The organism is Atopostipes suicloacalis DSM 15692, from assembly GCF_900129085.1.
GTDB lineage: Bacteria > Bacillota > Bacilli > Lactobacillales > Carnobacteriaceae_A > Atopostipes > Atopostipes suicloacalis.
The window spans coordinates 1-25,772 of sequence record NZ_FQUF01000032.1; the positions used below are offsets into that span (position 1 = coordinate 1).

Consider the following 25,772-nt stretch of genomic DNA (forward strand, 5'->3'; position numbering starts at 1 on the left):
ACTGTAAAAAGTGGTGATACGTTATCGCATATTGCAGTAAAATATAAAACAAATGTAGCCCAACTTAAGAAGTTAAATAATTTAAAATCTGATCTGATCTATGTCGGTCAAAAGTTAAACGTGAAGGGAAACAGTTCTTCTTCAAAACCGGGGACAAAGCCATCCACTTCTACATCAACTAAAGAATCGACTTATACTGTAAAAAGTGGTGACACTTTATCTCATATTGGACGACAATATAATATGAGTGTCTCAGAGCTCAAAAAACTAAATAACTTGAAATCTGATCTTATACTTGTTGGTCAAAAATTAAAAGTTAGCACTCAGTCTAAATCAGTTACACCATCAAGTAGCTCTTCATCTAGTTCGACGAAGACTTATAAAGTAGTCAGTGGGGATACCTTATCAGGAATTGCGCTTAAATATAAGACTTCAGTTAGTGCCTTAAAAGCGAAAAATAAGTTAAAATCAGATCTTATTTTAGTCGGACAAGTATTAGCCATATAATACTCTCGGCTTACTCGGATAGTTGTAAAACATACAATATGTGCTAAAATAAGACTGTAAAGAATCTAAAAGTTATTAGGAGTAGTAAGTTTATCTTTTTTATCAGAGAGTACATGGTCGGTGTGAATGTACAAAAGAGACAACTGAACTCACCTATTAAAAAGCTGGAAGAGATAAAAAATTCTAGACGTCATTCCGCGTTAAGGAGTCGAGTTCAACTATAAAGTTATAGTTGAAAATTAGGTGGTACCGCGTTTAATCGCCCTATAAACAGAACAGACTGTTTATAGGGCTTTTTTTCATAAATAAGGAGGAAATATATATGAGCTTTAATCATTTAGAAATTGAAGAAAAATGGCAAAATTATTGGAAAGACCATGAAACATTTAAAACAACTGAAGACCCAAATAAAGATAATTTTTATATTTTGGATATGTTCCCTTATCCATCTGGTCAAGGGTTACATGTTGGGCATCCATTAGGGTACAATGCGACGGATATTTTAGCACGTATGAAACGTACGCAAGGTTATAATGTATTGCATCCAATGGGGTGGGATGCATTTGGTTTACCGGCTGAACAATATGCGCTAGATACTGGAAATGATCCAGCAGAATTTACAAATAAAAACATTGAAACGTATAAACGTCAGATAAATCAATTAGGCTTTAGTTATGATTGGGACCGAGAAATTAATACTACAGATCCTAAGTACTACAAGTGGACACAATGGATTTTTACAAAATTGTATGAAAAAGGATTGGCCTATCAAGATGAAGTCGCTGTCAATTGGTGCCCAGCATTGAACACGGTTCTATCAAACGAAGAAGTTATCGACGGAGTCAGTGAACGAGGCGGTCATCCAGTGTACCGTCGTCCAATGCGACAATGGATGTTGAAAATTACCGCTTACGCCGAACGTTTGCTTGAAGATTTAGAAGAAGTAGACTGGCCAGAAAGCATCAAAGAAATGCAAAGAAACTGGATTGGGAAATCAGAAGGAGCAACCGTGAAGTTTCCTGTTATAGATTCTGATATCGTACTGGAAACATATACCACTCGTCCAGACACTTTATACGGTACAACTTATATTGTCATTGCGCCAGAGCATAAGTTATTGGCTGATATTGTTACTGACTCGCATCAAGATAAAATTAATGCTTATGTAAAAGAAGTCGAAACAAAAAGTGAACTTGAGCGTACGTCATTAAACGATGATAAGAATGGATTATTCACTGGAGCATATGTTAAACATCCAGTAACTGGTGAAGAACTTCCGATTTGGGTAGCTGATTATGTTGTGGCTTCATATGGTACAGGGGTTGTAATGGCAACACCTGCTCATGATGAACGTGATTATGCTTTTGCAAATAAATATGAATTACCTATAAAATCAATTATTGAGTTACCTGAAGGCGAAGAACTTCCCTATGATGGTGACGGTAAGCATATTGAGTCTGAATTTTTAAATGGTTTATATAATGAGGAAGCCATTGAAAAAATGAATGATTGGCTGGAAGAAAATGCAAAAGGTCATCGTGAAATAAATTACCGTCTAAGAGATTGGGTATTTTCACGTCAACGTTATTGGGGAGAACCTATTCCTATTATTCATTGGGAAGATGGAACGACAACAACAGTAGCTGAAGAAGATTTACCAGTAGAACTTCCAAAAACAAAAAATATTCATCCTTCAGGAACAGGAGAGTCACCATTAGCAAACATTGAAGAATGGGTACATGTTACTGATCCTGAAACAGGAATGAAAGGGCGCCGTGAAACAAATACGATGCCACAGTGGGCTGGGAGTTCATGGTATTATTTACGGTTTATTGATCCAAATAACGAAGAAGCACTTGCGGATCCAGAAAAATTAAAAGAGTGGTTACCAACCGATCTTTATGTAGGGGGAGCAGAGCATGCTGTGCTTCATTTGCTCTATGCACGATTCTGGCATAAGTTTTTATATGATTTAGATGTTGTTCCTACAAAAGAGCCATTCCAAAAATTATTTAATCAAGGAATGCTGCTTAAAGATGGCGACAAAATGTCAAAATCAAGAGGAAATGTCATTAATCCAGATGATATAGTGGCTCAATATGGAGCGGATACCCTACGCCTTTATGAAATGTTTATGGGACCTTTAGAAGCTACAAAAGAATGGACAGAAGAAGGAGTCGAAGGAGCTCGTCGATTCTTAGATCGTGTTTGGCGTTTATTTATTGATGACGAAAATGAAGTAAGAGATCGAATTACTACCTTTAATGATGGCTCGCTTGATATTGTCTATAATCAAACCGTAAAAAAAGTTACCGAAGACTTTGAAGCCTTACAATTTAATACGGCAATTTCTCAATTGATGGTTTTTGTAAATGAAGCGTATAAAGCAGAAGGATTACCAATTGCTTATGTAAAAGGATTTATTCAAATGCTTGCACCAGTTACACCACATTTAGGAGAAGAATTATGGCAAAAAATTACAAAAAGTACAGACAGTTTATCTTATGAACCATGGCCAACTTATGATGAAAATAAATTGGTTTCTGATGAAATAGAAGTTGTTTTTCAGGTGAATGGTAAAGTACGAGGAAAAGCAAACGTAGCTCGTTCAATTTCTAAAGAGGACTTAGAAGAAAAAGCGCTAGAAAATGAAAATGTCCAAGATCACATTGACGATTTAACGGTACGAAAAGTAATTGTGGTTCCAGGAAAATTAGTCAATATCGTTGCAAATTAAAAATAAATAACCATCTTAAAAAGTTTCTATTGAAAGGTTGTCCCATTGATAATCTGTATAGAAACAAGTAAAATAAGAGAGAGGAAAAGAGCTTTAAAGCTCTTTTTCTTTATGTAAAGTAACCATTATTGGTGAAAGTGGGATTTAAATTATGGAAACAGAGAAAAGATTACAAGAAGATAATCAGATTGTTACAGGGTCTTCTTGGATGACTTTAGGAAGTTTAGTTTCTCGTATTTTAGGAGCCGTCTATATTATCCCGTGGATGATTTGGATGGGAAATCAAGCTGAAGCGGATGCCGCGCATGCACTCTATCAAATGGGATATGTACCCTACACATTTTTCTTATCGTTTGCGACAGCAGGTGTACCTTCCGCTATTTCTAAACAAATTAGTCACTTTAATGCAATTCAAGAATATGAAATATCTAAAAAAATCTATCGACAAGGTCTTATTTTGATGTCTTTGACTGGAATCGTGTCAGCGCTCTTACTTTTTTTCTTTGCTCCGATGATTGCAGAAAGCAGTCCTGCAGCAAGTCATGAATCAGCCGTTCTTGTTATGCGTTCTCTGGTGCCTGCTTTAGTTATTATTCCGGTTCAATCCGTCACTAGAGGGTTATTTCAAGGGCACAATCGAATGCGAGAGCCCGCTATTTCGCAAATAATTGAACAATTATTAAGAGTTGTCTTTATTTTAGGCTCGGCTTTTATTATTCGGCAAGTCCTTACAGGAAAAGTAGTAACAGCAGTTGCTTATTCAACATTTGCAGCATTTGTGGGTGCAATTTTTTCAATGCTTTATTTAACTTTTCGCTTAAAACAACTTCCCACAGCCCTAAATCGAGAGATTGAAGAAAGTCGAAATGAGATTTACATTTCGACTCCAAATTTACTCAAGGATATTATAAAAACATCGATTCCTTTTGTCATCATGTCTACAGGCCTTACTGTATTTAATTTTATTGACCAGCAAACGTTTGCTCCTTTAATGAAGCTTTTTTATCCAAACTTATTAGATAATCAAATCCAAATTAGTTATGGAATTATTCAAGCAAATGCCAATAAACTGAGTACAATTATTACTTCATTTGGAGCTGCACTTGCCATTACATCTGTTCCTTTAATGAGCAATTTGTTGGCGAAGAAAAAGTATGCGGATGTATCTTATCAGTTTGAGCAAGCGATTCAGTTATTAATGTTTATCATGGTTCCAGCAGTCGTTGGAATGTTTGTGGTCTCTGAACCTTTTTATACTTTTTTCTATGGGTATCATGCCTTTGGAGTTCATGCTACAAAAGTGTATGCAGTAACCAGTTTATTTTTAGGACTATTTTTAGTTTTAGGAAATATCTTACAGGCTGTAAACTTAAGACGTAAAGGGATTTATGCTTTAGCAATAGGATTAGGAATAAAATTAATATCACAACCTGTTTTTCTTTATGTATTAGGAGAAATCGGTATGTTATATTCAACCACCCTTGGATTAATGGTTACTATTTTCTTGATGTTTAAAGCAATGCATGAATTGGTTGCCTATTCGACGAAGTTTTTAGTTCGACGAACCATTTTAATTCTTTTGATAGCTTTCATTATGGGGCTTGTGACATATACTGTATCAAAAGGCTTAGCCTTATTTATAAATTACGAGCGTCGTTTTCAATCGCTCATTGCCTTATTTATTATTGCAGGTGTCGGAGTGATCGTCTTTGGGTATTTAGCATTAAAAACAAGACTTGCAGAAAAAATTATTGGTTCTCAAGCAAAATCGTTACGAATCAAATTACACATTAAATAAAAAATTAGGAGTTTTAGCATGCGATTAGATAAATTACTTGCACATACAGGTTTTGGAACGAGAAAAGAAGTAAAGAAAATTATTAAAGATGGGTATATTGAAGTGAACGAAAAAACCATCAAAAATGCGGGCGCTAAAGTAGATCCAGATAAAGATGATGTTCGTATTGGCGGAGAACGTATTTATTATGAAGAATTCGTATATTTTATGTTAAACAAGCCAGCAGGTGTGATTAGTGCAACGGAAGACTTTGTTCATGAAACGGTTCTAGATCTATTGGAACCTGCGGATCTAGTACAAGAACCGCACCCGGTAGGTCGGTTGGATATTGATACAGAGGGCTTACTTATTTTAACCAATGATGGTCAATTGACCCATCAATTGACGTCTCCTAAAAAGGAAATCGATAAAGAATATTACGCAATAATTCGAGGACTTGTCACAGATGAAGATGTCAAAACTTTTGAAGGCGGTTTGCTTTTAAAAGATCAAGAAGAAGAATTTAAAACATTACCTGCTAAGCTAGATATTTTAGAAGTGGATGAAGAAGCAGAAACGTCTGAAGTGCGGGTTACCATTCACGAAGGAAAATTCCATCAAGTGAAGCGAATGTTTGAAGCGGTAGGAAAGAAAGTTATGTATTTAAAGCGGGAGAGAATGCATACTCTCGAATTGGACGAGCATTTACCTTTAGGAGAGTATCGAAGACTTACAGATGAAGAATTAGCGTCTTTAAAAGTATAATAAAACGGCAATTTTCAGCACTTTAAAAGAAGAAAAGTGCTGCATAACCGCCAGCTAAATATAATAGGGCATTCAAACCAATAAACTTTAGCAGGGCAATAGAAGCATCATTAGCTTCGCCCGTTTTATCCGGTTTGGTTGTTGGTGTTTGAAAAGAAATGACGATGAAGGCTATTAGTAGCCCTACAACATATACACGTCGTAAATATTTCATTAATAATATTCCTATAATAAATGAAAGAAGACTAAATAAATAAATAGATCTTTTTTTCAATGATTCCACTCTTTCTGAATAAAACTTTTTAAAGGCTGATTTGTAGAGAATACAAATTAGCCTTTAAATATTTTTAATTATCATTATGTTATAAAAATAAATTAAAATCTATACACTGCTATTTATTGTAACAAATTTTATCCAGGATTGTTTAAACTTTTTATGAAGATTGGAAGATCGTTTATAATTGCAGAGGGTAGAGTTGAATAATGTGTTTTAGCTAGTTTATTTGCGGTCGCACTATGAACATAGAGGGCACTTAGGATTGCTTGTTTTTTATTTTTAAATTGTCCAAGGAAACTAGCGATAATCCCTGTCAAAATATCTCCCATTCCACCAGTTGCCATTGAAGGATTTCCAGCAATATTTTGCCATACTTCATCTTCAATATAGATTTCACTTTGTCCTTTTTTTAATACAATAGTTGCTTGAAGTTTCTTTTTCTGTTCTTGGTTTTCTTCTATATCATCAGCAGGGGGTTCAATATTAGTCATTCGTTGCCATTCTCCCAGATGAGGAGTAAAAACCACATGATCAGTGGGAATTTGTAAAGAATTTCTCTGATTTACAAAATGTGTGATGGCATCTCCATCAATGATTAGCCATTGATCTTTATCTAAAGTACTTATTACATATTTAAAAATCTTAAGTGATTGATTGCTAAGACCTAGACCAGGGCCGAGTACGATGACATCAGCTTTTTTAACTATATTAGGCAAAGAATCAAAATCATACATATTTGTGAACATTGCTTCAGGAATTCGTGCATGTAAGGCATGAACATTTTCTGGGGCAGAAGCCACAGTAACTAAACCGGCTCCCGCATAAAGGGCTGCCGAAGCACTTAAAATAATAGCACCTCCCATATTCGCATTTCCACCCACACAAAGGACATGTCCCATCTTATTTTTGTAGGTGTTTTTATCCCGAACGGGCAGCCAACTGGACACTTTATCTTCTGTAATTTTTAACATATTTATCACCCTTTTATCTAGTCATAGTATAATCAAAAAAATGAAATTAATCGAATTTGAAAAGAAAAATAGAGAATAATGAAGAAAATATAAAATTCTTATCATAAGTGAAGAAGGTGATTGACAGAAATATTTTTGTAATGCAGATAAAAGTGTTATTATAAAAGTATATATTTATTAGGAGGAATAATATGGCTGATATAAATTGGAAAGAAATAGTAAAAGACTATAAAGAGGATTTTATAGAAGATTTATTTACTTTATTAAAAATAGACAGCACTCGTGATGACAATGCTGCAACGGATGAATATCCAGTAGGACCGGGACCAGTTAAAGCACTTGATGCGTTTTTAGACATTGGAAAACGAGACGGTTTTTCTACAGAAAACTTCGATAACTGGGCTGGACATATTGAATTTGGTGAAGGGGAAGAGATTCTTGGGGTTCTTGGCCATGTGGATGTTGTTCCAGCCGGGACTGGTTGGGATACTGATCCATTTGAACCAGTTATTAAAGATGAAAAGATTTATGCTCGTGGTTCCAGTGATGATAAAGGACCAACAATGGCTGCCTATTACGCGATGAAAATCATTAAAGATTTAGATTTACCCGTTTCAAAAAAGATCCGTGTTATTATCGGTACTGATGAAGAGTCTGGTTGGGGCTGTATGGATCATTATTTAAACGTTGCCGAAACACCCGATTTTGGTTTTTCTCCAGATGCTTATTTCCCGATCATTAATGGAGAAAAAGGAAACACGAGTGTCCAAATGAAATTCCAAGGAAATAATGGAGAACAAGCGAAATTAATTTCTTTCCAAGCTGGATTACGTGCCAATATGGTTCCTCAAGATGCAGAAGCGATAGTTGAAGTAGACAATCCAGCAGAGCTAACTGAACAGTTTAATGAATTTTTAGAAGATGCACCAGTTTCTGGAGAGGCAAAATTAGAAGGAAATAAAGTCACAATAACTCTTATTGGTAAAGCAGCCCATGGTTCGACACCTGAACACGGAGTAAATGCTGCGACTTATTTAGCAACTTTCTTAAATAACTTTTCTTTCGATAAAGATGCAAAAGCTTTCTTAAACGTAGCTGAAAAATATCTCCATGAAAACCATGACGGTAAAAAATTAGGAATTGATTATGAAGATGAGTTAATGGGTCATTTGTCTTCAAATTTTGGTATCTTTAATTTTAAAACGGATGAAGGCGGAGAGATATTAGCCAATATGCGTTACCCTCAAGGAACAGATGAGGAAACGATTTTAAGTCAATTTAAAGAAACCTTAAAAGATGAGGTAGTAGAAGCTGTGTTGACTAGTGGTGGAAAAGCTCCTCATTATGTCCCTACAGATGACCCATTAGTAGAAACCTTATTAGATGTTTATGGCCGTCAAACAGGCCTAGAAGCACACGAAATGGTTATCGGTGGTGGAACTTATGGCCGCTTGTTGGACCGTGGAGTAGCTTTTGGAGCCATGTTCCCTGATAGTGTGGATACAATGCACCAAGCAAACGAATTTATGGCAATTGATGATTTAATGAGAGCAATGTCTATCTATGCAGAAGCTATTTATGAATTAATCTCTAAATAGTTAATTTTAAAAACCATCTAGCAAACTCAAAACCGAGTATGTTAGATGGTTTTTTAATCAGAACATTCATTAAATACTTAATTGAAGAATTAGGTAAAGTATAAATAGGATAAGTCCCACGAAACTTATAATTAAAGAATGTACCTTGTAAGTCATTTGTAGATAAGCCACGAATTCGCGAAGGAAAGCATTTAATGAAAAATAAAATTTACTATGAGAACCATAGCCAATGCAATCTATTCCTAAAGAGTGAGCCTGCATAAGTCCACGTAAGACATGGTAGTAGTTAGTTACTATAGCAATTTTTGGTTCAGTTTTAGCCCTCCAATCTAAATCAATGAGATGTTTTGAATATTGGATATTTTGGTGAGTACTTTCTGAATTTGTTTCCTTTATTATAATCTCAGGATTTACACCTTGATCAAGTGCATATTGAGCCATTGCCTCCCCCTCGGGAATGACCTCGTCTTCTCCTTGCCCTCCTGAGAAAACAATTTTACCATGTTTTTGCTTTTGTTGAAGTTCGATGGCTTTATCAATCCGTCCCGCCAGTAGAGGAGTGACTCTTTCTCCTGTTAATCCTGCGCCTAAAGTAATGAAATAATCAATTTTAGTTTTTCTAATATGCATTAAATTAAGTGAATTGGCCACTGTATAGCAAAGTAAAATAAATGAAAAATACAATACATTAAAACTAATAAATTGATACACAGTATTTAAAAAAATGTTTTTAGTAATATCTACGATAGATGGCCAAATAAACAAATACCCTAAAACACTAATTCCAAAAAGTAAAGATAATAAATTACTAAATTTGAAACCTTCATTTCGTATAACCTTGATTCCATTGATTAAAAAGGTTCCGACCATTAAAAAAGGCATCGTAAAGATAAAAATAGTGAATAAGACTGCAATAATGATTAAGGGGACTAGAATATCATTTTGTAAAAAAATTACGACGAAAATCATAGCAAAATTAAAAAGAAAATTTATAAAACTAATTCCTAGCCAAATTGTTTGTGGTCGTTTCATTTTTAAAAAAAGAAAAAGCAGGCCAAAAGATAAAGTAAGGATGCCAAAAAAATAAGGAATATACATACTAACCTCCACCAATAAGCTGTATTTATTTTATAGACAGCTATTTTTTAATTAAAGTACCATCCAATCCTTTCCTAAAAGAATTGGATGACTTATAGTATTATTCATTAATCATTTCTTCATTAAATGTAAAGACTTCTCCTTCTTCTAAAGTAGCGTGTGGCCCACTATACGGTTCCCCCTCAACAGTTAACAAAACTTCTTGAGTCCCATAATAGTCACTCAATGTATTAACTAACGTATAGATCGCAAACAGTTCACCCGTTGATCCGGCCATGTTTTTTTCAAAAGCTGAAGTCATATCGACTTCAACAATATTTTCATCATTTAAGAATAAGTAATTAATTTCCGTCCCTTCCGATAAGATGTTGATCTCTGTATAGGGTTCGACTTGTCCACTTAATAACTGTGTAATCGCTACTCGAGCAGGATCATTTGTATTGAGAGTTAACTCTGCTTCGACGCGGTCCATCCCCATGACTTGTTCATCGGGGACATATACTGTTAACGGTAGAACTTCTGGCGTTTGCGTTTCAATTGTTTCTAGATTTGATTCTACAGTCATTCCTTCTGTTTCAGAAATTTCAGAGACCAAACCGACATCTTCAGCGTAATATCTTTTAATCATCATATCATCCATGGTAATTGTTACTTCAATGGTCGGATAAGTACCTACTGGAACTTCTATTTCATAATCTACAGCAGTAATCTCATAGTCATTTCCATTACTATTCCATGAATTTCCAACTTGAATAGGTGTTTTTAGAATAACTTCTTCTTCTCGTTGATCGGGGAAACTTCCAATCTCAGTAAAGTTATCTCTAAAATAAGTTTCTGGTCTTTGAAAGCTTCGTATAACTTCATGTTCATTATAGTCATAAATTTCTGCCACGGTTGTTCCGCCATTATCTGTAGAGGTTTGGTAATAATTATCTTGATTGAATTGTGGTGTCCAATTATAAGAGGCATATTCGTTACCAGTACCTTCGTAAGAATAACGAACATTATCTAATCTAGGCAACCAAGCTTGTAAGTCTTGATTGACTTTTACTTCTTCTTGTTCGTTCTCATCTTCTTCTGGGATTACTTCTTCTGTAGGTGGTTTGGGATTAGGTTCGGTCGTTTCTTGATTTGAAAACAGGCCACAACCAGCTAAAAAAATAGATAATATAGAAAAAGATAACCACTTATGTTGTTTTTTAATCATATTGTTTACTCCTTATCTTCATTTTTATCTCAATAAGAGTATAGCATATGAACTAATTTTCAAAAAACAAGACAAATAGAAAAAACAAATATAAAATGATTGAGAAGTTTGTCATTTATTAATAGAATGGAGAAGAAACAACTACATATAGAAAAGAGCGATTTTATTGACTTTAAAAATATATTTTGGTGCCCCTTTATTTAATGAAATGGAACAGATGTACAATGCACATGTTGTAAAACAAATTCGTGAAAAATATGGAGATAAAGTTGACATTTATTTACCTCAAGAAAATGACAGCATTAATGATAAATCAGGTTTTGCAGATTCTTTAGCTATTACCCAAGGAGACAACGATTATTTAGAAGAAGCGGATTTACTGATCGCTATGTTAGATGGGGTAACGCCGGATAGTGGTTTGTCGGCAGAGTTAGGTTATTTTTATTCCATGAATCGTCCGATTCTAGGGCTTTACACAGATGTGCGTCAGGGCACACATGGAAACCAAGAAAAAATTGAGGCTTTGGATGACCTTGCTGAATCTCAATTTTCATATATTAACTTATATACTGTAGGCCTCGTAAAAATACGAGGAGAAATGCTCAACTCTTCTAAAGCCTTGGTTGAAAAAATTGGTGAATATATTAGATAAAAAACTAAATGAATCCTTTTTGATTGTTATGGAGTGATAGATCTATAAATAAAGGAGTTTATTATGGATAAGAAAATGAGGATATGGCAAGGAGATATTACAACATTAAAGGTAGATGCTATTGTTAATGCTGCTAATAAATCACTACTTGGCGGGGGCGGAGTAGATGGAGCCATTCATAAAGCAGCTGGTCCCGAATTGCTTCAAGCAACAAAAAAACTTGGCGGGGCAGAAACAGGTGAAGCGAAAATAACCAAAGGCTATAAACTTCCTGCTCACTTTGTCATTCATACGGTAGGCCCAGTTTATAAAGATGGAAAGAGCGGAGAAGCACAGTTGCTTGAAGATTGTTACAAAAATGCACTAGTTTTAGCAGAAAAACATCATTTGGAAACTGTTGCTTTTTCAGCCATTAGTACAGGAGTCTATGGTTATCCATTAACTGAAGCAACCAAAATAGCTGTCTCAACCATTAAAAATAGGTTGCTAGACATGAAGAGTATAAAAGAAGTGATCTTTGTCGTATTTGATGATTCGCTAAAAGAAGTGTACGAAAAAACGTTCGAACACTTGGGAATTTAAAGTATAGAGATGGGAGCACAAAAAATGGAATTAATAGGTATAGAAGTATATATTCGATTTCATTATATTGAATCTTTAAAAGATAAAAGACGAATTGTAAAAAGCATCTTAGATAAAACACGACATAAATACCAGATTAGTACCGCAGAAGTTGATTATCAAGATAGTTTAAAAGAAGCTTCTCTGGGTTTTGGAATGGTTACAAATAATCGTCAGCATGCAGAAACCATCTTACAAAAAGTAATCAATTTTATAGATACTCAATCCGAGGTAGAGATTTTTAAGATTGAATGGGTGGAAGCATAAGTTTTAAATTTTTTAAATAGTTTCACTAAATAGACATCAGGAGTCATATTGTGCATTTTTATAAAATGTGTTATATTTTTGTAAGTCTTACCAAAGATTTAACAGAAATAAGGAGCGAATTAATATGATAAAATTAATCATTGACTCGGGTGCTGATCAAAATACTTGGTTTTTGGAAAAATATGATTTTGATTTTTTACCACTAAGTATTATATTAGATGATAAGCAATATTTAGATAAAGAAGAAATTAGTTTAAAAGAATTACATTATGCAATGAAACAAGGGAAAATGCCCTCAACTTCTCAGCCATCTCCTGGTTCAATTAAAGAGAAACTTGAAAAATATCGTAAAAATGGGGATGAAGTCATTATTGTCAGTTTATGGAAAGAAATTTCTGGAACGTATCAAAATATTCAAAGTGTTCTTGATGAATACAAAGATACACATCCAGAGTTTAAAGTGGCTTTGATTGACTGTCGAAGTGGCTCTGTTGCCGCAACATTAATTGCTATCCAAGTAGCAGAAATGATACAAGCAGGCTATTCATTTGATGAAATTTCAAAACAAGCAGAATGGAATGCAACACATCTTTCAATTTATTTAACCGTTGATGATTTGAATTGGCTAGTTAAAGGCGGACGTCTATCAAAAACAGCTGGTTTTATGGGGGCTGCTTTAAATGTAAAACCTATTATTAGCGTAAATGATAAAGAATTATTTTCTGAAAACGTCGTTCGTGGAAAAAAACGGGTCTATACAAAACTAGTTGATAAAATAAAAACAGAGACTTCTGATTTTACTGAACAACTCTATCTGATTAGCCATGTTGATCAAGAAGAGAATGCAAAGCTTGTAGAAGCGCAATTAAAAGAAGAAATCCCAAAGGCTAAGACGATGATTTTTGAATTTGGTGCTGTATTAGCAGCCCATATAGGACTAGGTGGGGTTGCTGTTGCTGCTTTAAACGAAAAACCCGAAACATATATTTTTCCCCATTAAGCTTGCTATTATATATTTTTTTAGAGTTATTACCCAAAGTAATGACTCTTTTGTTTTGTTTATATTTTAGACGTAATCCGTTTTCATGGTACAATATATTTGTTAAACTTTAAAGAGGTGAAGATCGTGTACGAAATTTTGATAATCTTGGTACTTTTATTATTAGGAGGTTATTTCTATTGGCAAAATCATATACATAAAGTTACATCCTATACGGTTTCTCTACCAAAAGACTATGCATCTTTGAAAGATAAAAAGATTGTATTTATTTCTGATACACATTTTAGGAAAAACATTTCACATTTTTTAATTGATCGAGTTTTATTAGAGATTGAAAAGGTTAATCCAGAGGTTATTTTATTTGGTGGAGATATTGTACATGAAGTTTCTCATGATCAAGTGATTGAACATACAAAAGATTTTTTCTCCCAATTATCAAAAATCGCTCCAACGTATGTAGTCTATGGGAACCATGATTTAAAGAGTGATCGAAAAAAAGAAATGACAGATACTTTAAAAAGAGTAGGGGTTACTTTATTAGATAATGAATCCGTGTGGCTCACTTTTGAGGACTCAGATATTGGAATTCATTTAATTGGTTTAAGTGAAGAGATGAGCTCAATCAGTATGAAACAAGATGCGCTTTCTCAAATCAATTTGTCTAATGAGCATAAAAAAGGGCTAAAGATCTTACTCGCTCATTATCCCCAATTTATTGAAAAATATAGGAAAGATGAAACCAAAATACCCGATTTAATTCTCTCTGGAGATACTCATGGTGGCCAAGTTATTCTGCCATTTGTTGGAGGACTTTATGTGCCTGGACAAGGATTCAATCCATATTATGATTTTGGTATTTTCACAAATGAAACCTACCCATCGAGTCGTTTAATCATTAGTCGAGGGCTGGGCAATTCATCTTTTCCATTAAGAATAAATAATCGTCCGGAGATAGTAATGATCAAATTTATTTAAATAAAAGGAGAGTGAAAAAATGAATAAACTAAGATTAGGTACAATCGGTACAAGTTGGATAACCAATAGTTTTATTGATGCGGCTTTAGACACTGGGCTTTATGAGTTGAATTGTGTTTATTCGAGGAATAAAGAAAAAGGGGAAGAATTTTCAAGCAAGTATGGGGACATATTTGTTGAAACAGATTTAGAATCTTTTATGAAGAAGGATACGCTTGATGTCATCTATATTGCATCTCCAAATAGTCTTCATTATGAACAAGCAATAATGGCTTTAAAAGCTAAAAAGCATGTGATGGTCGAAAAACCCGCTTCTACAAATGTCCATGAATGGGATGAAATGTTGCGAGCAGCTGAAGAAAATGATGTGTTTGTTTTAGAAGCGGCTAAGCATATGTATATTCCAAATTTAGAAAAAGTGGCAGATGAAATTGAGAAATTAGATGGGGTTGTAGGAGCGACCTTTCCTTATGTAAGATATTCTTCTAGATATGATAATGTCTTAGCGGGAGAAGAGCCGAATATCTTTTCTCTAAAATTTGCGGGCGGTGCTTTGATGGATCTAGGAATTTACCCAGTTTATACAGCGGTCGCTTTATTTGGAGAACCAGAAGAGGCCATTTATTATCCGCGTAAGATCCGGACAGGTGTTGATGGAATAGGGACTATTATTTTACGCTATGAGGCGTTTGATGTAACGATATTGGTTGGGAAAATTGCGACTTCTTTGTATGATGTAGAAATATATGGCTCAAAAGAAACACTAATCATTGATCATGTCTCTCATTTAGATAAAGCAAGAAAAGTGGACCATCAGACTTTTGAGGAGCAAGAAGTCCACTTAGAAAAACAACATGAAAACAGTATGTTCTACGAAGCAGAGGCATTGGCTCAGATGATTGAGACAAAAGATGAGCCGAAAACAAAAGAACGTTATAAAGAATTATCCGATCTCGCACGAATTGTTTCAGGTTTATTGAATCAATTACTTACTCAAGCTGGTATTGTATTTGACTCAGAAGCCTAAGAAACTGTATGGAAAAAATGATCTATTTGAAATAGGTATTTTGGTAGACATTTAGAGCAATTAAATATATAATGGATAAGTAATCGAATTGAAATCGGTGCCAGTAAATTCATGGTTTCGAGACTCGTTTGATCATACAGAATAGTTTTGGAGGAATGTATAAAATGGCAGAAAAAACAATTATGTTAGTATGTGCTGCAGGAATGAGTACATCATTATTAGTTTCAAAAATGCAAAAAGCAGCAGAAGAAAGAGGATTAGAAGCAGACATCTTTGCTGACTCAGCAAACGAAGCGGATAATAGTTTGGAAAATAAAGATGTAGATGTACTATTATTAGGCCCTCAAGTTCGCTTTATGAGATCTCAATTTGAGAAAAAAGTTGAAGGTAAAGGTATTCCAGTAGATGTTATTAATATGCAGGACTATGGGATGGTTAATGGTCCTAAAGTTCTTGACGCAGCGTTAGAATTAATAGGCGAATAATAAAACTTTAATAATCTAGTAGAAATCAAGTCAAAAAAACGTTTGATTTGTAATTTCAATAAAGACTGAAAAGAAACGTAAAGGAGATTAAATTTATGGCAGAAGGGCAAGAACAATTGTTAGAAACAATTATGGGTCTTATCATGTACGGTGGAGACGCCAAAAGTAGTGCAATGGAAGCAATCTATGCAGCAAAAAGCGGAAACTTTGATGAAGCAGAAGAAAAGTTAGAAGCCGCAGATGAGGCATTAGGAAATGCACACAAGTCTCAAACAAACTTGTTAACCCAAGAAGCAAGTGGTGACTCAGTGGAACTTTCACTACTCTTAGTTCATGGTCAAGACCACTTAATGAATGCAATTACTTTTAAAGATCTAGCACGTGAATTAATTGATGTGTACCGCAAATTAGACGGACAAGACGTTTCGGTAGATTAACCATAAAAAAAGCACTGAGAGGAAGAATTTTCTCCTTTCAGTGCTATTTTTATTCTATAGATTAAATCCAGCTAGACGATGTTTAACAACATCCATTAATCGGTCATATTCATCTTCTGTAATTTCCCCATTATCTTTCGATCGCACCAATTCTTTTTGTACATCGGTTAGTTTTTCTGTATCTGTAGTATTTACCTTGTTTTCTAATTCCTTATACAACTCTGACATTTGAAAACACGCCTCCTTTAATTGTTTGTATAGATTTCATTCAAAGTATATAACGCAAACAAAAAGATAACAATTGATATGATTAAGAGTCTGATGCTTGCTTACCTTCATGTTTAATCACTTGATAATTAATATATTTAGCAAATAATAGCTTTAATGGAATATACATGGTCACAATATTGTCAAAATAAAATTGATCATGAAACCTTTCTTTCGTTAATTCAGTAGCAATATTATAATCACTCGCATAAGCGAGTGAATTATTTGCTGAATTTGTAAATGATAAAATATGAACTCCTTTTAAATTCAACAAATCATACTTATCTTCTAAATAATCATTTTCCCCACTTGACGAAACAATGACAACCGTATCGCCTGCCTTCATAGAATTTAGAGCCACTTCAAATTCCCCCGCGCCTTCAATCAAACGAACCCACCGATCCGCATGCATAAATAAACGCTGAAGTTCTTTATTAAAGCTTTTTTGAAACATGCCCGTCCCGTAAGCGTAAATAGTAGGAGACTGCTCTAACATTTTAATTATGGGAGTAAAATTGTAATTTCTATAATGATTAATCACTTGAATATCACTGTCACAAACACGATGAATAAAGTCTTCATCAACTTCGTGTGATAGTTTTTGATTCAGTTTCAGTAATACTTTTAGCTCAGAAAAACCTTCAAGACCAAGCTTTTTAGTAAAACGAATAATGGTGCTTTTAGATACGGAACAAAAGGCGGCTAAATCGTCAATCGTATTCAAATATACCGCATCTGGATCATTTAAAATTGTTTTTGCCACAAAACGATCGCTCTCAGTAAGTTCTCCATAATGATTAATTATTAAATCTCTAATATTTTTCAATATACCAGCTCCTGACTTTGTAATGACACATTTTTCCTTCGATTGACACTTTATGCCACACTATGAAAACGCTCCCCAATCTCTCCCTAAAGTATTGTATTCGAAGAGGAGGAAGTTATAATAATATTGTACCAAGCAAGAGAATCTTTGGCCAATAGATTTCTAAATCTTTTAACGGAGGATGTAATAATATGAAAAAATTTGCAATCACAATTGCTGGTGGAGGAAGTACATTCACTCCAGGGATTGTAGATATGTTATTAAGTAGTTATGAAGAATTTCCAATTTCAGAAATTAAATTATATGATAATTTAGCTGAACGACAAGAACCTATTGGTAAAGCTTGCGATATAATGATTTCTGAAAGATATCCAGATGTTAAATTCTCATACACAACCGATCCAGAAGAAGCATTTACAGGGATTGATTTTGTTATGGCTCATATTCGCGTTGGATTGTATGCCATGCGTGAATTAGATGAGAAAATCCCTTTAAATTACGGAGTTGTAGGCCAAGAAACTTGTGGTCCAGGTGGTATGGCTTATGGAATGCGTTCTATTACAGGAGTATTGGAAATTTTAGACTACATGGAAGAGTACTCACCAGATGCTTGGATGTTAAATTATTCTAACCCAGCAGCAATCGTTGCAGAAGCGACTCGCCGTTTACGTCCAGATTCTAAAATTATTAATATTTGTGATATGCCAATTGGTATGGAAGATTCTTTTGCGACTATTTTAGGACTTGAATCTAGAAAAGATATGATTGTTCGTTATTATGGGTTAAACCATTTCGGTTGGTGGGACAGTATCACGGATAAAGAGGGTAATGATTTAATGCCTCAATTGACAAAATACATTTCAGAACATGGTTTAGTCTTAGATACTGATGCCTTTCAACATAATGACGAGAGTTGGAAAGAAACCTATCGCAAAATGAGAGATGTGATTGCTTTAACGCCTGAAATCATTCCAAACTCCTATTTAAAATATTACTATTACCCAGATTATGTAGTAGAGACTTCTGACAAAGAGCATACTAGGGCGAATGAAGTCATGGAAGGCCGCGAGAAACAAGTCTTCTCAACAGCAGAGAAAATTGTTGAAGCAGGAACAGCAGAAGGAATTGAATTTGAAGCAGATGCACATGCTACATTTATTGTCGATTTAGCACGGGCAATTGCTTATAATACCAAAGAAAGAATGTTATTAATTGTTCCAAATAATGGATCTATTTCAAACTTTACGTATGATGCAATGGTCGAAATTCCTTGTTTAGTAGGTAGTGATGGACCAGAACCTTTACACATTGGGGAGATTCCTCATTTCCAAAAAGGTTTAATGGAACAACAAGTAAATGTTGAAAAATTAGTTGTAGATGCTTATGTAGAAAAATCTTATACAAAAATGTGGCAAGCTCTGACTCTATCAAAAATTGTTCCAAGTGCCAAAGTTGCAAAAGATTTACTCGATGCTTTGATTGAAGCAAATGCCGACTATTGGCCAGAATTAAGATAAAATGAAGAGAAAGAATACAACTGATTTTAATCAGTTGTATTCTTTAAAATAAGGTGTAAACGGTTTCTTATTTAATTAAGGAGGAAAAAATTAATGCAGAAAATACAACGCTTTGGGGGCGCAATGATTATACCCGTTATGCTATTTGCGTTCTTTGGAATTATAGTAGGAGTGACGACATTTTTTCAACAGGAAGTGATCTTCGGAACACTTGCGAATCCAGATAGTTTCTTTTGGAAATTAATGGATGTTATTCAACAGGGTGGTTGGACAGTATTCAACCAAATTAATTTACTTTTTGTTATCGGTTTACCAATAAGTCTTGCTAATAAGCAGCAGGCACGTGCTAGTATGGAATCATTTGTTGTATATATGGTATTCAATTATTTCTTAAGTGCTATGCTAGGTCATTGGGGAAATAATTTTGGTGTTGATTTTAGTTTGGAAGCTGGTGGAGAATCTGGCCTTGCAATGGTTGCAGGGGTAAAGACGCTAGATATAGGTATGATTGGTGCAATTGCCGTTACACTTATCGTCATCTATCTTCACAATAAATATTTCGACTTAAAAGTTCCAGAATGGCTTACAGCTTTTAGAGGTTCAGCCACAGTTGTTGCTATTGGATTCTTTGTGATGTTACCTGTTGCAGCTATTTTTATGATGGTATGGCCACAAGTCCAAAATTTAATTAGTAGTTTACAAGTTTTTATTATCAATTCTGGAACCTTTGGGGTCTGGTTATATACATTCTTAGAAAGATTACTAATACCAACAGGAATGCATCATATTTTAAATACACCTTTCCAATTTGATAATATCGTAATAAATGGCGGTCTTTTAGCAGGATGGGTTAATCAGTTACCTGAGATTGCCCGTAGTAGTGGTGAAAGCTTGCGAACGCTTTTTCCAGCAGGTGGATATGCTCTGTATGGATTAAGTAAAGTCTTTGCACCGATTGGTATTTCTTATGCGTTTTATAAAACAGCGGATGAAGATAAAAAAGCAGAAGTTGCTGGATTGATGGTTCCTGTGACCCTAACTGCAATTGTTGCGGGTGTTACTGAACCTATCGAATTTACTTTCTTATTTATTGCACCGGTATTATTCTTAGTTCATGCGCTTTTAGCCGCTACCTTTATAACGGTTGTTTATATTATAGGGATTTCTGGCTACTTTACAGGTGGACTAATTGAAATGACTTCTTATAATTTCTTACCATTAGGTGCTAGTCATTGGCAACAATATCTCTTGCTTTTAGGAGTCGGTCTTATTTTCTCTGGAATTTGGTATATTGTTTTCAAAACGATGATTGTAAAAATGGATCTGAAAACACCTGGAAGAGAAGCAGACGAAGAAGAAATGCACTTATATAGCAAAAAAGAATATCAAGATTCACGAAGTAAAAATAAACGAGATGATCCTGCAAATGATCCTACTGAGTCTAGAGAGTCAACTGGAGATTTAAGTAAACCAGAAGGCTATCTACAGGCTTTAGGTGGAAAAGAGAATATAGAGTCGGTTACCAACTGTGTGACTAGATTAAGAGTTACCGTTAAAGACGAAGAATTAGTGGCTCCAGAATCTATCTTCAAAAAATATGGAGCTTTGGGATTAGTGCATAAAGGAAATAATGTCCAAGTCATTGATGGAACAGATGTTACATTTACTCGAGAAGAATTTGAAGAATTATTATAGAAGAGTATGATAAAAATAAAAATGACGAGTAAAAAAATAATAGAATTCATCTTTAATTTAATTATTGTCGTTTTTTTTGCCTATCCATTCTTGCTGATTTTGTATACACAATTTTTAGGAATTGATCTTCAAAAACTAATATCAATGGATCCTTACTGGAATATAATGTTTATTCAATCTTTTATAACGCCATTTATTGGTTTTTATATTCTGCAACTAAAAGAAAGATTAGCAAATGATAGAAAAGTAGAAACGATCATCCTGCAGTTGCTAGTTCTGGCTATTGGATTTTTAATCATGGGGAATGCAACTTTTTCAATCACTATTTTCATTTTAATTTTTTACCTTTTTTATTATTGGAAAATTAAAATAAAAGATTTCCAGTATATCTTTAAAAAGGAAAATTTTAGTTTTAAAGATTATCTTGTACCTCTTACAATACTTTCAATAGCAGTGATCATCCGTATAATGCTTAATCTTGTATCGAATACTTAAAAAAGATAGACACATACTCTACAATTTTTGGTGTTAGTGAATCATTTTTTTGATTCATTAGCATCTTTTTTTATTTTTCGAGTTTGAATAACCCGCATTCGATGATAAACTATACTCGTATTAACATAGGAGGGGCATAATGACATTAAAAGAGAATTTTTACTGGGGTAATTCAGTATCGAGTATGCAGACAGAAGGGGCATGGAATGAAGGAGGAAAAGGGAAGTCCGTTTACGATATTCGGGAAGCTTCCGAATTTGCTTCGGATTGGAAAGTAGCCACCGATTCTTACCATCGTTATAAAGAGGATTTTGACATAATGCAAGATCTAGGGATGAATATGTATCGGTTCCAGATTTCATGGAGTCGTGTGAATCCTGATGGTGATGGAGAATTTAATGAAGAAGGTATTGCGTTTTATGATCAATTTATTGATGATTTAATTGCGCGTGGTATCGAACCAATGATTTGTTTATATCATTTTGATATGCCATTAATTTTAGCTAAAAAATATAATGGATTTTTATCTAGAGAAGTGACGGATGCTTTTGCAAGATATGGGATTGAAATGGTGAAACGCTTTGGCCATAAAGTGAAACATTGGATTACATTTAATGAACAGAACTTATACCATATTGATCCGATTGCATTTAGAGTCGCTGGTTATTTAGAGGGAGACCAGACGTTAGATGAATTATATCAAATCCAGCATAATGTGATGATGGCACATGCTTACGTGGCCAATTACATTCATGAAGAGACCGATTGCCAAATCAGTGGAATGTTAGCTTATCAAGAAGTTTATCCAGCTACAAGCCATCCTAAAGATGTTTTTATCGCAAGAGAAGCGGATGAATTTTTAAATAATAATTTACTAGAAGTTTTTGTACATGGAAGATATTTAGATTCTTTTTGGACCTTTGTAGAAAATAAAGGGATCGATTTAAAGTTACAAGAAGGGGACTTAGAGGTTTTAAGTAAAGTAAGGAGTGATTATTTAACGTTTAGTTATTATCAGAGCCTAATGGTAGATCATCGTGAAATTCCTGAAGGGGTTGCGCCAAATTCTTATATGAAATATGGACAAAAGAATAACCCACATTTAGAAGCTTCGGAATGGAATTGGCAAATTGACCCACTTGGATTTAGAAATATTTTGAATAAAATGTATGCCCGTTATGATTTGCCTATTTTCCCCATTGAAAATGGTCTTGGAGTCATTGAAGAATGGGATGGAGAAAATATGATTCAAGATGATTATCGTATTGAATATCTAAGTGAACATATGAAAGCGATGAAGGATGCCGTTGAATTAGATGGTGTTGATGTGATGGGGTATCTTGGATGGGGAATGATTGATATTTTAAGCTCTCAAGGAGATATGCGCAAGCGATATGGTGTTGTTTATGTAAATCGAGAGAATCATGATTTGAAAGATTTAAAAAGAGTACCAAAGAAAAGTTATGCTTGGTTGAAGCAAGTTATTCAAACAAATGGCGAAGAATTATAAAATAATAGCTCCTATTCTCAAAATAAAGTAGAATTTGAGAATAGGAGCTTTATTTAACGGTCCCGAGAGGAATTGAACCTCCGACGCAAAGTTTAGGAAACTTACGCTCTATCCGCTGAGCTACGGGACCAACAAACTAGAACTATTTTAAAAGAATAAAAGATGAAATTCAATGCATTTATAAAAAATAATAAATATAGTTTAAAGTAGAAGGGGAATTAGAGAATGAATGATGTCGTCATTATGTTTGTATGTGCGGGTGGGATGAGTTCTTCGCTCGTCGTAAGCAAAATGCAAAAAGCTGCAGAAGAGCAAGCGCTAAATGCTGAAATATGTGCAACAGGAGTCGGTCACGGCAAAGAAATATTAAAAGATGGAGACGATATTGATGCTTTATTAATTGGCCCACAAGTGTGTTTTTCAGCTAATGAATTAGAAAAAGTAGCGGAAGAGAATAATAGAAAGACAATCATTCATGTGGCTGATATGAGAGACTACGGAATGGTTGACGGTGAAAAGATATTAAAGGATATCTTAAATAAATTAGAAACAAGCTATGTATAAAAAGAGGCTAAACGTTTGTGACGTTTAATCTCAATAAGTATGCGGGTATGTAAGAAAGCTACCTGCTATTTCTTCCAGTAATCATATTAAAGATGAAGAGGCCTATAGCTATTACAAGCAAAACATGAACAACTGCTCCACCCACTTGAAATACAAGCCCTAAAACCCAAAATAAAAGTAATAAACCAATTAATGTCCATAACATCTTGAACCACTCCTTTTATATATTGTGACTTTAGAATACCAAAAGTGAATGAATTAAAATAATGATATGCATTAAATAGTATTTATTGAATCAAAAAAGCGTCTTAAAAGACGCTTTTTATCTTTGGTTTATTATATTTTAAAATTTAAGCCCAAGTTCCGTTTCTAAATACAGGTACACTAGAACCATCTTCTTTGATTCCATCAATGTCCATTTGATCGGAACCAATCATAAAGTCCACATGCGTGTTCGATTCATTTAAGCCGGCTTTATTTAATTCTTCACGAGTCATTTCAGTCCCGCCTTCTAAGCTAAATGCATAGGCTGAACCTAAAGCTAAGTGGTTAGAAGCATTTTCATCAAATAATGTATTGAAAAAGGTTAAGCCAGATTGTGAAATAGGAGATTCATCTGGGACAAGTGCAACTTCACCTAGTCGTGAAGCACCATCATCTTGTTCGATTAATTTTTTAATGACTTCTTCGCCTTTATCTGCTGTTACTTTAGTAACTTTTCCATCTTTAAAGTGAAATTCCATGCCTTCAATAATTGAACCTGCATAACTTAGAGGTTTAGTAGAGACTACAACACCATCCACTCGGTTAGCATCTGGTGCAGAGAAAACTTCTTCAGTCGGCATATTTGCAACGAATATTTCACCGCGTGCATTAGTTGAACCGGCGCCTTCCCAACGGTGTCCTTTTGGTAAGCCAACAGTTAAGTCTGTCCCAGGTGCTTTATAATGAAGAGCCGTGAATGCTTCTTTATTTAATTCATCTGCTTTTGTTTGAAGGGTATCTACTTTGTTTTCCCAATAAGCAATGGGATCCTCTTCATATAAGTGGACAGATTCAAAAATAGCATTCCATAAAGCATCAACTTGTTCTTCGGTCGTTTCTAAGTCAGGGAAAACTTTTTTCGCCCATTCTTCACCTGCAGCAGAGGCTACCAACCAGCTAATTTTGTTTGCCTGAGTAGCTTCCATCATTGGACGCATAGCGGTGCTTCTCGCTTTTTGTGATTCTGCGATTTTATCACTATCAAGACCTGCTAGAGCATCTGGATCAGAAGAACGTACGCTAATTCGACTTGCACCTTCTTCGATAATGTAATCCATTTCTGCAATTTTATATTCTGGGACATCCTTTAGTGTTTCAATATCTTGATGTTGGTAATCAAGACGTGTTAATCCATCATCTGCCCAATTTACGATGACTTTTTTTGCACCACGTTCATAAGCAGCTTCTGAGACTAATCGGGCAAGAGGTGCTTGATCGACATCAATCGATAATACAACCGTGTGATCTTTTGAGACATTAATCCCAGTAGCGACTAATAACTCCGCATATTTTTTCAGGTTTTCTTCGAAATTTGGTAATACCATTTTTGAATTCCTCCATTTTTATGTAAAAGTTTCTATTTAAAATGCTAATTCATTTGTTCGAGTTTTGCAACTAATTCTTTCGCAAAGGATTTTAGGTTTGTAGTTGCTTCTTCATCAGGGTCTAAATTATATTTAATGCCATTTGCTCCTTTTTGAGCACCCGTTTTTTCAAATTGTTCTTCAAAATAATCTACACATAAACAATATTTTCCTACATAAAATACATCGCCCGAACCAAAAACTCCATAAACTTTCCCATCTAAGTCGACATCTTCTAATTCTTCATAAAAGTCAACAATTTCATCAGGTAAATCTGCATCTGTTCCATAAGTATAAGTGCCTACAACACAAATATCATAATCTTCATATTCAAAGGGATCGGCATCATAACTTTCAAGAACATCTACATCCGTATCTAATTCTTTGAAAGCTTCTTCTAAAATATGTGCACCTGTGCGCGTATTTCCTGTTAGACTCGCGTATACAATTAAGACTTTAGTCAATTTTATCGTCCTCTCTATTCTAATCTTTCTACGTCATTATAACAAAAATGATAATATAGAAACAGATTGAAAGAAGAGATAAATAGACTTTTACCTCAGTTGTAAAGTTAAGTGCACCACTTTGAACATGATAGATTATTATCTTCAGATCTTAGGGTTTTATGCTTTTACTCCCCCGAGGGGGAGTTTTTTTAATTTTTCATTTTCTGATAGATTTCTTCGGCTGACTGGTAATCATTTACTTCGCGTACACGTAGATTAATACTTTTAGTTGCTTCTATCACTTCTTCATCGGTGAAGTGATGTAGAGAAATACCTTTCGGTATAAACTCTCTTAACAACTTATTAAAGTTTTCATTGGATCCTCTTTCCCATGCAGAGTAGGCATGACAAAAATATATTTTT

27 protein-coding genes, 1 tRNA gene, 1 pseudogene and 1 other annotated feature are annotated in these 25,772 nt (G+C 34.4%); of the genes and pseudogenes, 18 read left to right on the plus strand and 11 right to left on the minus strand.

Annotation, left to right across the window (positions count from 1 at the left end):
- The 4 genes from BUB96_RS08870 to BUB96_RS08885 all read left to right on the plus strand — a co-directional run.
- Positions 1-507, plus strand: a 507-nt coding sequence (locus BUB96_RS08870) for a LysM peptidoglycan-binding domain-containing protein (protein ID WP_143274310.1), incomplete at its 5' end; no start/stop codon positions are given.
- A gap of 66 nt (positions 508-573) precedes the next feature.
- Positions 574-777 (plus strand) — a binding site (T-box leader).
- Positions 778-829: 52 nt separating this feature from the next.
- Positions 830-3,244 carry a leucine--tRNA ligase gene (gene leuS / locus BUB96_RS08875; protein WP_073298495.1) on the plus strand — a complete coding sequence of 805 codons (2,415 nt, stop codon included), beginning with the start codon at positions 830-832 and terminating at the stop codon, positions 3,242-3,244.
- 151 nt (positions 3,245-3,395) lie between these two features.
- Positions 3,396-5,042 carry a putative polysaccharide biosynthesis protein gene (locus BUB96_RS08880; protein ID WP_073298496.1) on the plus strand — a complete coding sequence of 549 codons (1,647 nt, stop codon included), beginning with the start codon at positions 3,396-3,398 and terminating at the stop codon, positions 5,040-5,042.
- An 18-nt stretch (positions 5,043-5,060) separates the two neighbouring features.
- Positions 5,061-5,786: a pseudouridine synthase gene (locus BUB96_RS08885; RefSeq protein ID WP_073298497.1), complete on the plus strand. Its 726-nt coding sequence runs from the start codon at positions 5,061-5,063 to the stop codon at positions 5,784-5,786.
- 22 nt (positions 5,787-5,808) lie between these two features.
- On the opposite strand, the gene BUB96_RS08890 is transcribed toward BUB96_RS08885, so the two are convergent.
- Complete coding sequence (locus tag BUB96_RS08890; RefSeq protein WP_073298498.1) at positions 5,809-6,000, minus strand: hypothetical protein; 192 nt, start codon at positions 5,998-6,000, stop codon at positions 5,809-5,811.
- A 197-nt stretch (positions 6,001-6,197) separates the two neighbouring features.
- Positions 6,198-7,034, minus strand: coding sequence for an NAD(P)H-hydrate dehydratase (locus BUB96_RS08895; RefSeq protein WP_073298499.1), 837 nt, complete (start codon positions 7,032-7,034; stop codon positions 6,198-6,200).
- A gap of 191 nt (positions 7,035-7,225) precedes the next feature.
- Between BUB96_RS08895 and pepV the strand changes: the two genes are divergently transcribed.
- The gene (gene pepV / locus BUB96_RS08900; protein WP_073298500.1) at positions 7,226-8,632 is read left to right on the plus strand and encodes a dipeptidase PepV; all 1,407 of its coding nucleotides are present in this window, start codon (positions 7,226-7,228) and stop codon (positions 8,630-8,632) included.
- Between the two features lie 69 nt (positions 8,633-8,701).
- Here the strand turns inward: pepV and BUB96_RS08905 are convergent, their stop codons facing one another.
- A complete protein-coding gene (locus tag BUB96_RS08905) occupies positions 8,702-9,730 on the minus strand; it encodes a YdcF family protein (RefSeq protein WP_073298501.1) in 1,029 nt (342 codons plus the stop codon).
- A gap of 100 nt (positions 9,731-9,830) precedes the next feature.
- Positions 9,831-10,937, minus strand: a complete 1,107-nt coding sequence (locus BUB96_RS08910) for a GerMN domain-containing protein (RefSeq protein ID WP_073298502.1) — start codon at positions 10,935-10,937, stop codon at positions 9,831-9,833.
- A gap of 166 nt (positions 10,938-11,103) precedes the next feature.
- Between BUB96_RS08910 and BUB96_RS08915 the strand changes: the two genes are divergently transcribed.
- From BUB96_RS08915 to BUB96_RS08950, 8 genes are all read left to right on the plus strand, one after another.
- A complete protein-coding gene (locus BUB96_RS08915; protein ID WP_073298503.1) occupies positions 11,104-11,589 on the plus strand; it encodes a nucleoside 2-deoxyribosyltransferase in 486 nt (161 codons plus the stop codon).
- Positions 11,590-11,652: 63 nt separating this feature from the next.
- Positions 11,653-12,171: an O-acetyl-ADP-ribose deacetylase gene (locus tag BUB96_RS08920; protein ID WP_073298504.1), complete on the plus strand. Its 519-nt coding sequence runs from the start codon at positions 11,653-11,655 to the stop codon at positions 12,169-12,171.
- A gap of 24 nt (positions 12,172-12,195) precedes the next feature.
- Positions 12,196-12,477 carry a DUF503 domain-containing protein gene (locus tag BUB96_RS08925; protein WP_073298505.1) on the plus strand — a complete coding sequence of 94 codons (282 nt, stop codon included), beginning with the start codon at positions 12,196-12,198 and terminating at the stop codon, positions 12,475-12,477.
- 124 nt (positions 12,478-12,601) lie between these two features.
- A complete protein-coding gene (locus tag BUB96_RS08930; RefSeq protein ID WP_073298506.1) occupies positions 12,602-13,477 on the plus strand; it encodes a DegV family protein in 876 nt (291 codons plus the stop codon).
- A 126-nt stretch (positions 13,478-13,603) separates the two neighbouring features.
- Positions 13,604-14,452: a metallophosphoesterase gene (locus tag BUB96_RS08935; RefSeq protein ID WP_159431736.1), complete on the plus strand. Its 849-nt coding sequence runs from the start codon at positions 13,604-13,606 to the stop codon at positions 14,450-14,452.
- Positions 14,453-14,471: 19 nt separating this feature from the next.
- Positions 14,472-15,479, plus strand: coding sequence for a Gfo/Idh/MocA family protein (locus tag BUB96_RS08940; protein WP_073298507.1), 1,008 nt, complete (start codon positions 14,472-14,474; stop codon positions 15,477-15,479).
- Between the two features lie 164 nt (positions 15,480-15,643).
- Entirely contained in the window at positions 15,644-15,964 is a 321-nt protein-coding gene (locus BUB96_RS08945) for a PTS sugar transporter subunit IIB (RefSeq protein WP_073298508.1), read from the plus strand.
- 95 nt (positions 15,965-16,059) lie between these two features.
- Entirely contained in the window at positions 16,060-16,401 is a 342-nt protein-coding gene (locus BUB96_RS08950) for a PTS sugar transporter subunit IIA (protein WP_073298509.1), read from the plus strand.
- Between the two features lie 54 nt (positions 16,402-16,455).
- On the opposite strand, the gene BUB96_RS10420 is transcribed toward BUB96_RS08950, so the two are convergent.
- Both BUB96_RS10420 and BUB96_RS08955 read right to left on the minus strand, forming a co-directional pair.
- Positions 16,456-16,629, minus strand: a complete 174-nt coding sequence (locus BUB96_RS10420; protein ID WP_159431737.1) for a hypothetical protein — start codon at positions 16,627-16,629, stop codon at positions 16,456-16,458.
- A gap of 82 nt (positions 16,630-16,711) precedes the next feature.
- A complete protein-coding gene (locus BUB96_RS08955; RefSeq protein ID WP_073298510.1) occupies positions 16,712-17,494 on the minus strand; it encodes a MurR/RpiR family transcriptional regulator in 783 nt (260 codons plus the stop codon).
- Between the two features lie 191 nt (positions 17,495-17,685).
- Between BUB96_RS08955 and BUB96_RS08960 the strand changes: the two genes are divergently transcribed.
- The 4 genes from BUB96_RS08960 (at position 17,686) to BUB96_RS08975 (ending at position 22,711) form a co-directional block, all read left to right on the plus strand.
- The gene (locus BUB96_RS08960; RefSeq protein WP_073298511.1) at positions 17,686-19,011 is read left to right on the plus strand and encodes a 6-phospho-alpha-glucosidase; all 1,326 of its coding nucleotides are present in this window, start codon (positions 17,686-17,688) and stop codon (positions 19,009-19,011) included.
- 93 nt (positions 19,012-19,104) lie between these two features.
- The gene (locus BUB96_RS08965; RefSeq protein WP_073298512.1) at positions 19,105-20,706 is read left to right on the plus strand and encodes an alpha-glucoside-specific PTS transporter subunit IIBC; all 1,602 of its coding nucleotides are present in this window, start codon (positions 19,105-19,107) and stop codon (positions 20,704-20,706) included.
- Positions 20,707-20,712: 6 nt separating this feature from the next.
- Complete coding sequence (locus tag BUB96_RS08970; protein WP_073298513.1) at positions 20,713-21,201, plus strand: hypothetical protein; 489 nt, start codon at positions 20,713-20,715, stop codon at positions 21,199-21,201.
- Positions 21,202-21,340: 139 nt separating this feature from the next.
- Positions 21,341-22,711, plus strand: a complete 1,371-nt coding sequence (locus tag BUB96_RS08975) for a glycoside hydrolase family 1 protein (RefSeq protein ID WP_073298514.1) — start codon at positions 21,341-21,343, stop codon at positions 22,709-22,711.
- Between the two features lie 57 nt (positions 22,712-22,768).
- On the opposite strand, the gene BUB96_RS08980 is transcribed toward BUB96_RS08975, so the two are convergent.
- Positions 22,769-22,841: transfer RNA gene (locus BUB96_RS08980), tRNA-Arg, on the minus strand.
- A gap of 95 nt (positions 22,842-22,936) precedes the next feature.
- Here BUB96_RS08980 and BUB96_RS08985 point away from each other — a divergent pair.
- Positions 22,937-23,275: a PTS sugar transporter subunit IIB gene (locus tag BUB96_RS08985; RefSeq protein WP_073298515.1), complete on the plus strand. Its 339-nt coding sequence runs from the start codon at positions 22,937-22,939 to the stop codon at positions 23,273-23,275.
- 58 nt (positions 23,276-23,333) lie between these two features.
- Here the strand turns inward: BUB96_RS08985 and BUB96_RS10310 are convergent, their stop codons facing one another.
- From BUB96_RS10310 to BUB96_RS10425, 4 genes and pseudogenes are all read right to left on the minus strand, one after another.
- Complete coding sequence (locus BUB96_RS10310; RefSeq protein WP_143274311.1) at positions 23,334-23,480, minus strand: lmo0937 family membrane protein; 147 nt, start codon at positions 23,478-23,480, stop codon at positions 23,334-23,336.
- Positions 23,481-23,625: 145 nt separating this feature from the next.
- The gene (locus tag BUB96_RS08990; protein ID WP_073298516.1) at positions 23,626-24,864 is read right to left on the minus strand and encodes an aminopeptidase; all 1,239 of its coding nucleotides are present in this window, start codon (positions 24,862-24,864) and stop codon (positions 23,626-23,628) included.
- 44 nt (positions 24,865-24,908) lie between these two features.
- Positions 24,909-25,367, minus strand: coding sequence for a flavodoxin (locus tag BUB96_RS08995; RefSeq protein WP_073298517.1), 459 nt, complete (start codon positions 25,365-25,367; stop codon positions 24,909-24,911).
- 191 nt (positions 25,368-25,558) lie between these two features.
- Positions 25,559-25,772, minus strand: a pseudogene (locus BUB96_RS10425) (IS30 family transposase); the annotation flags it as partial.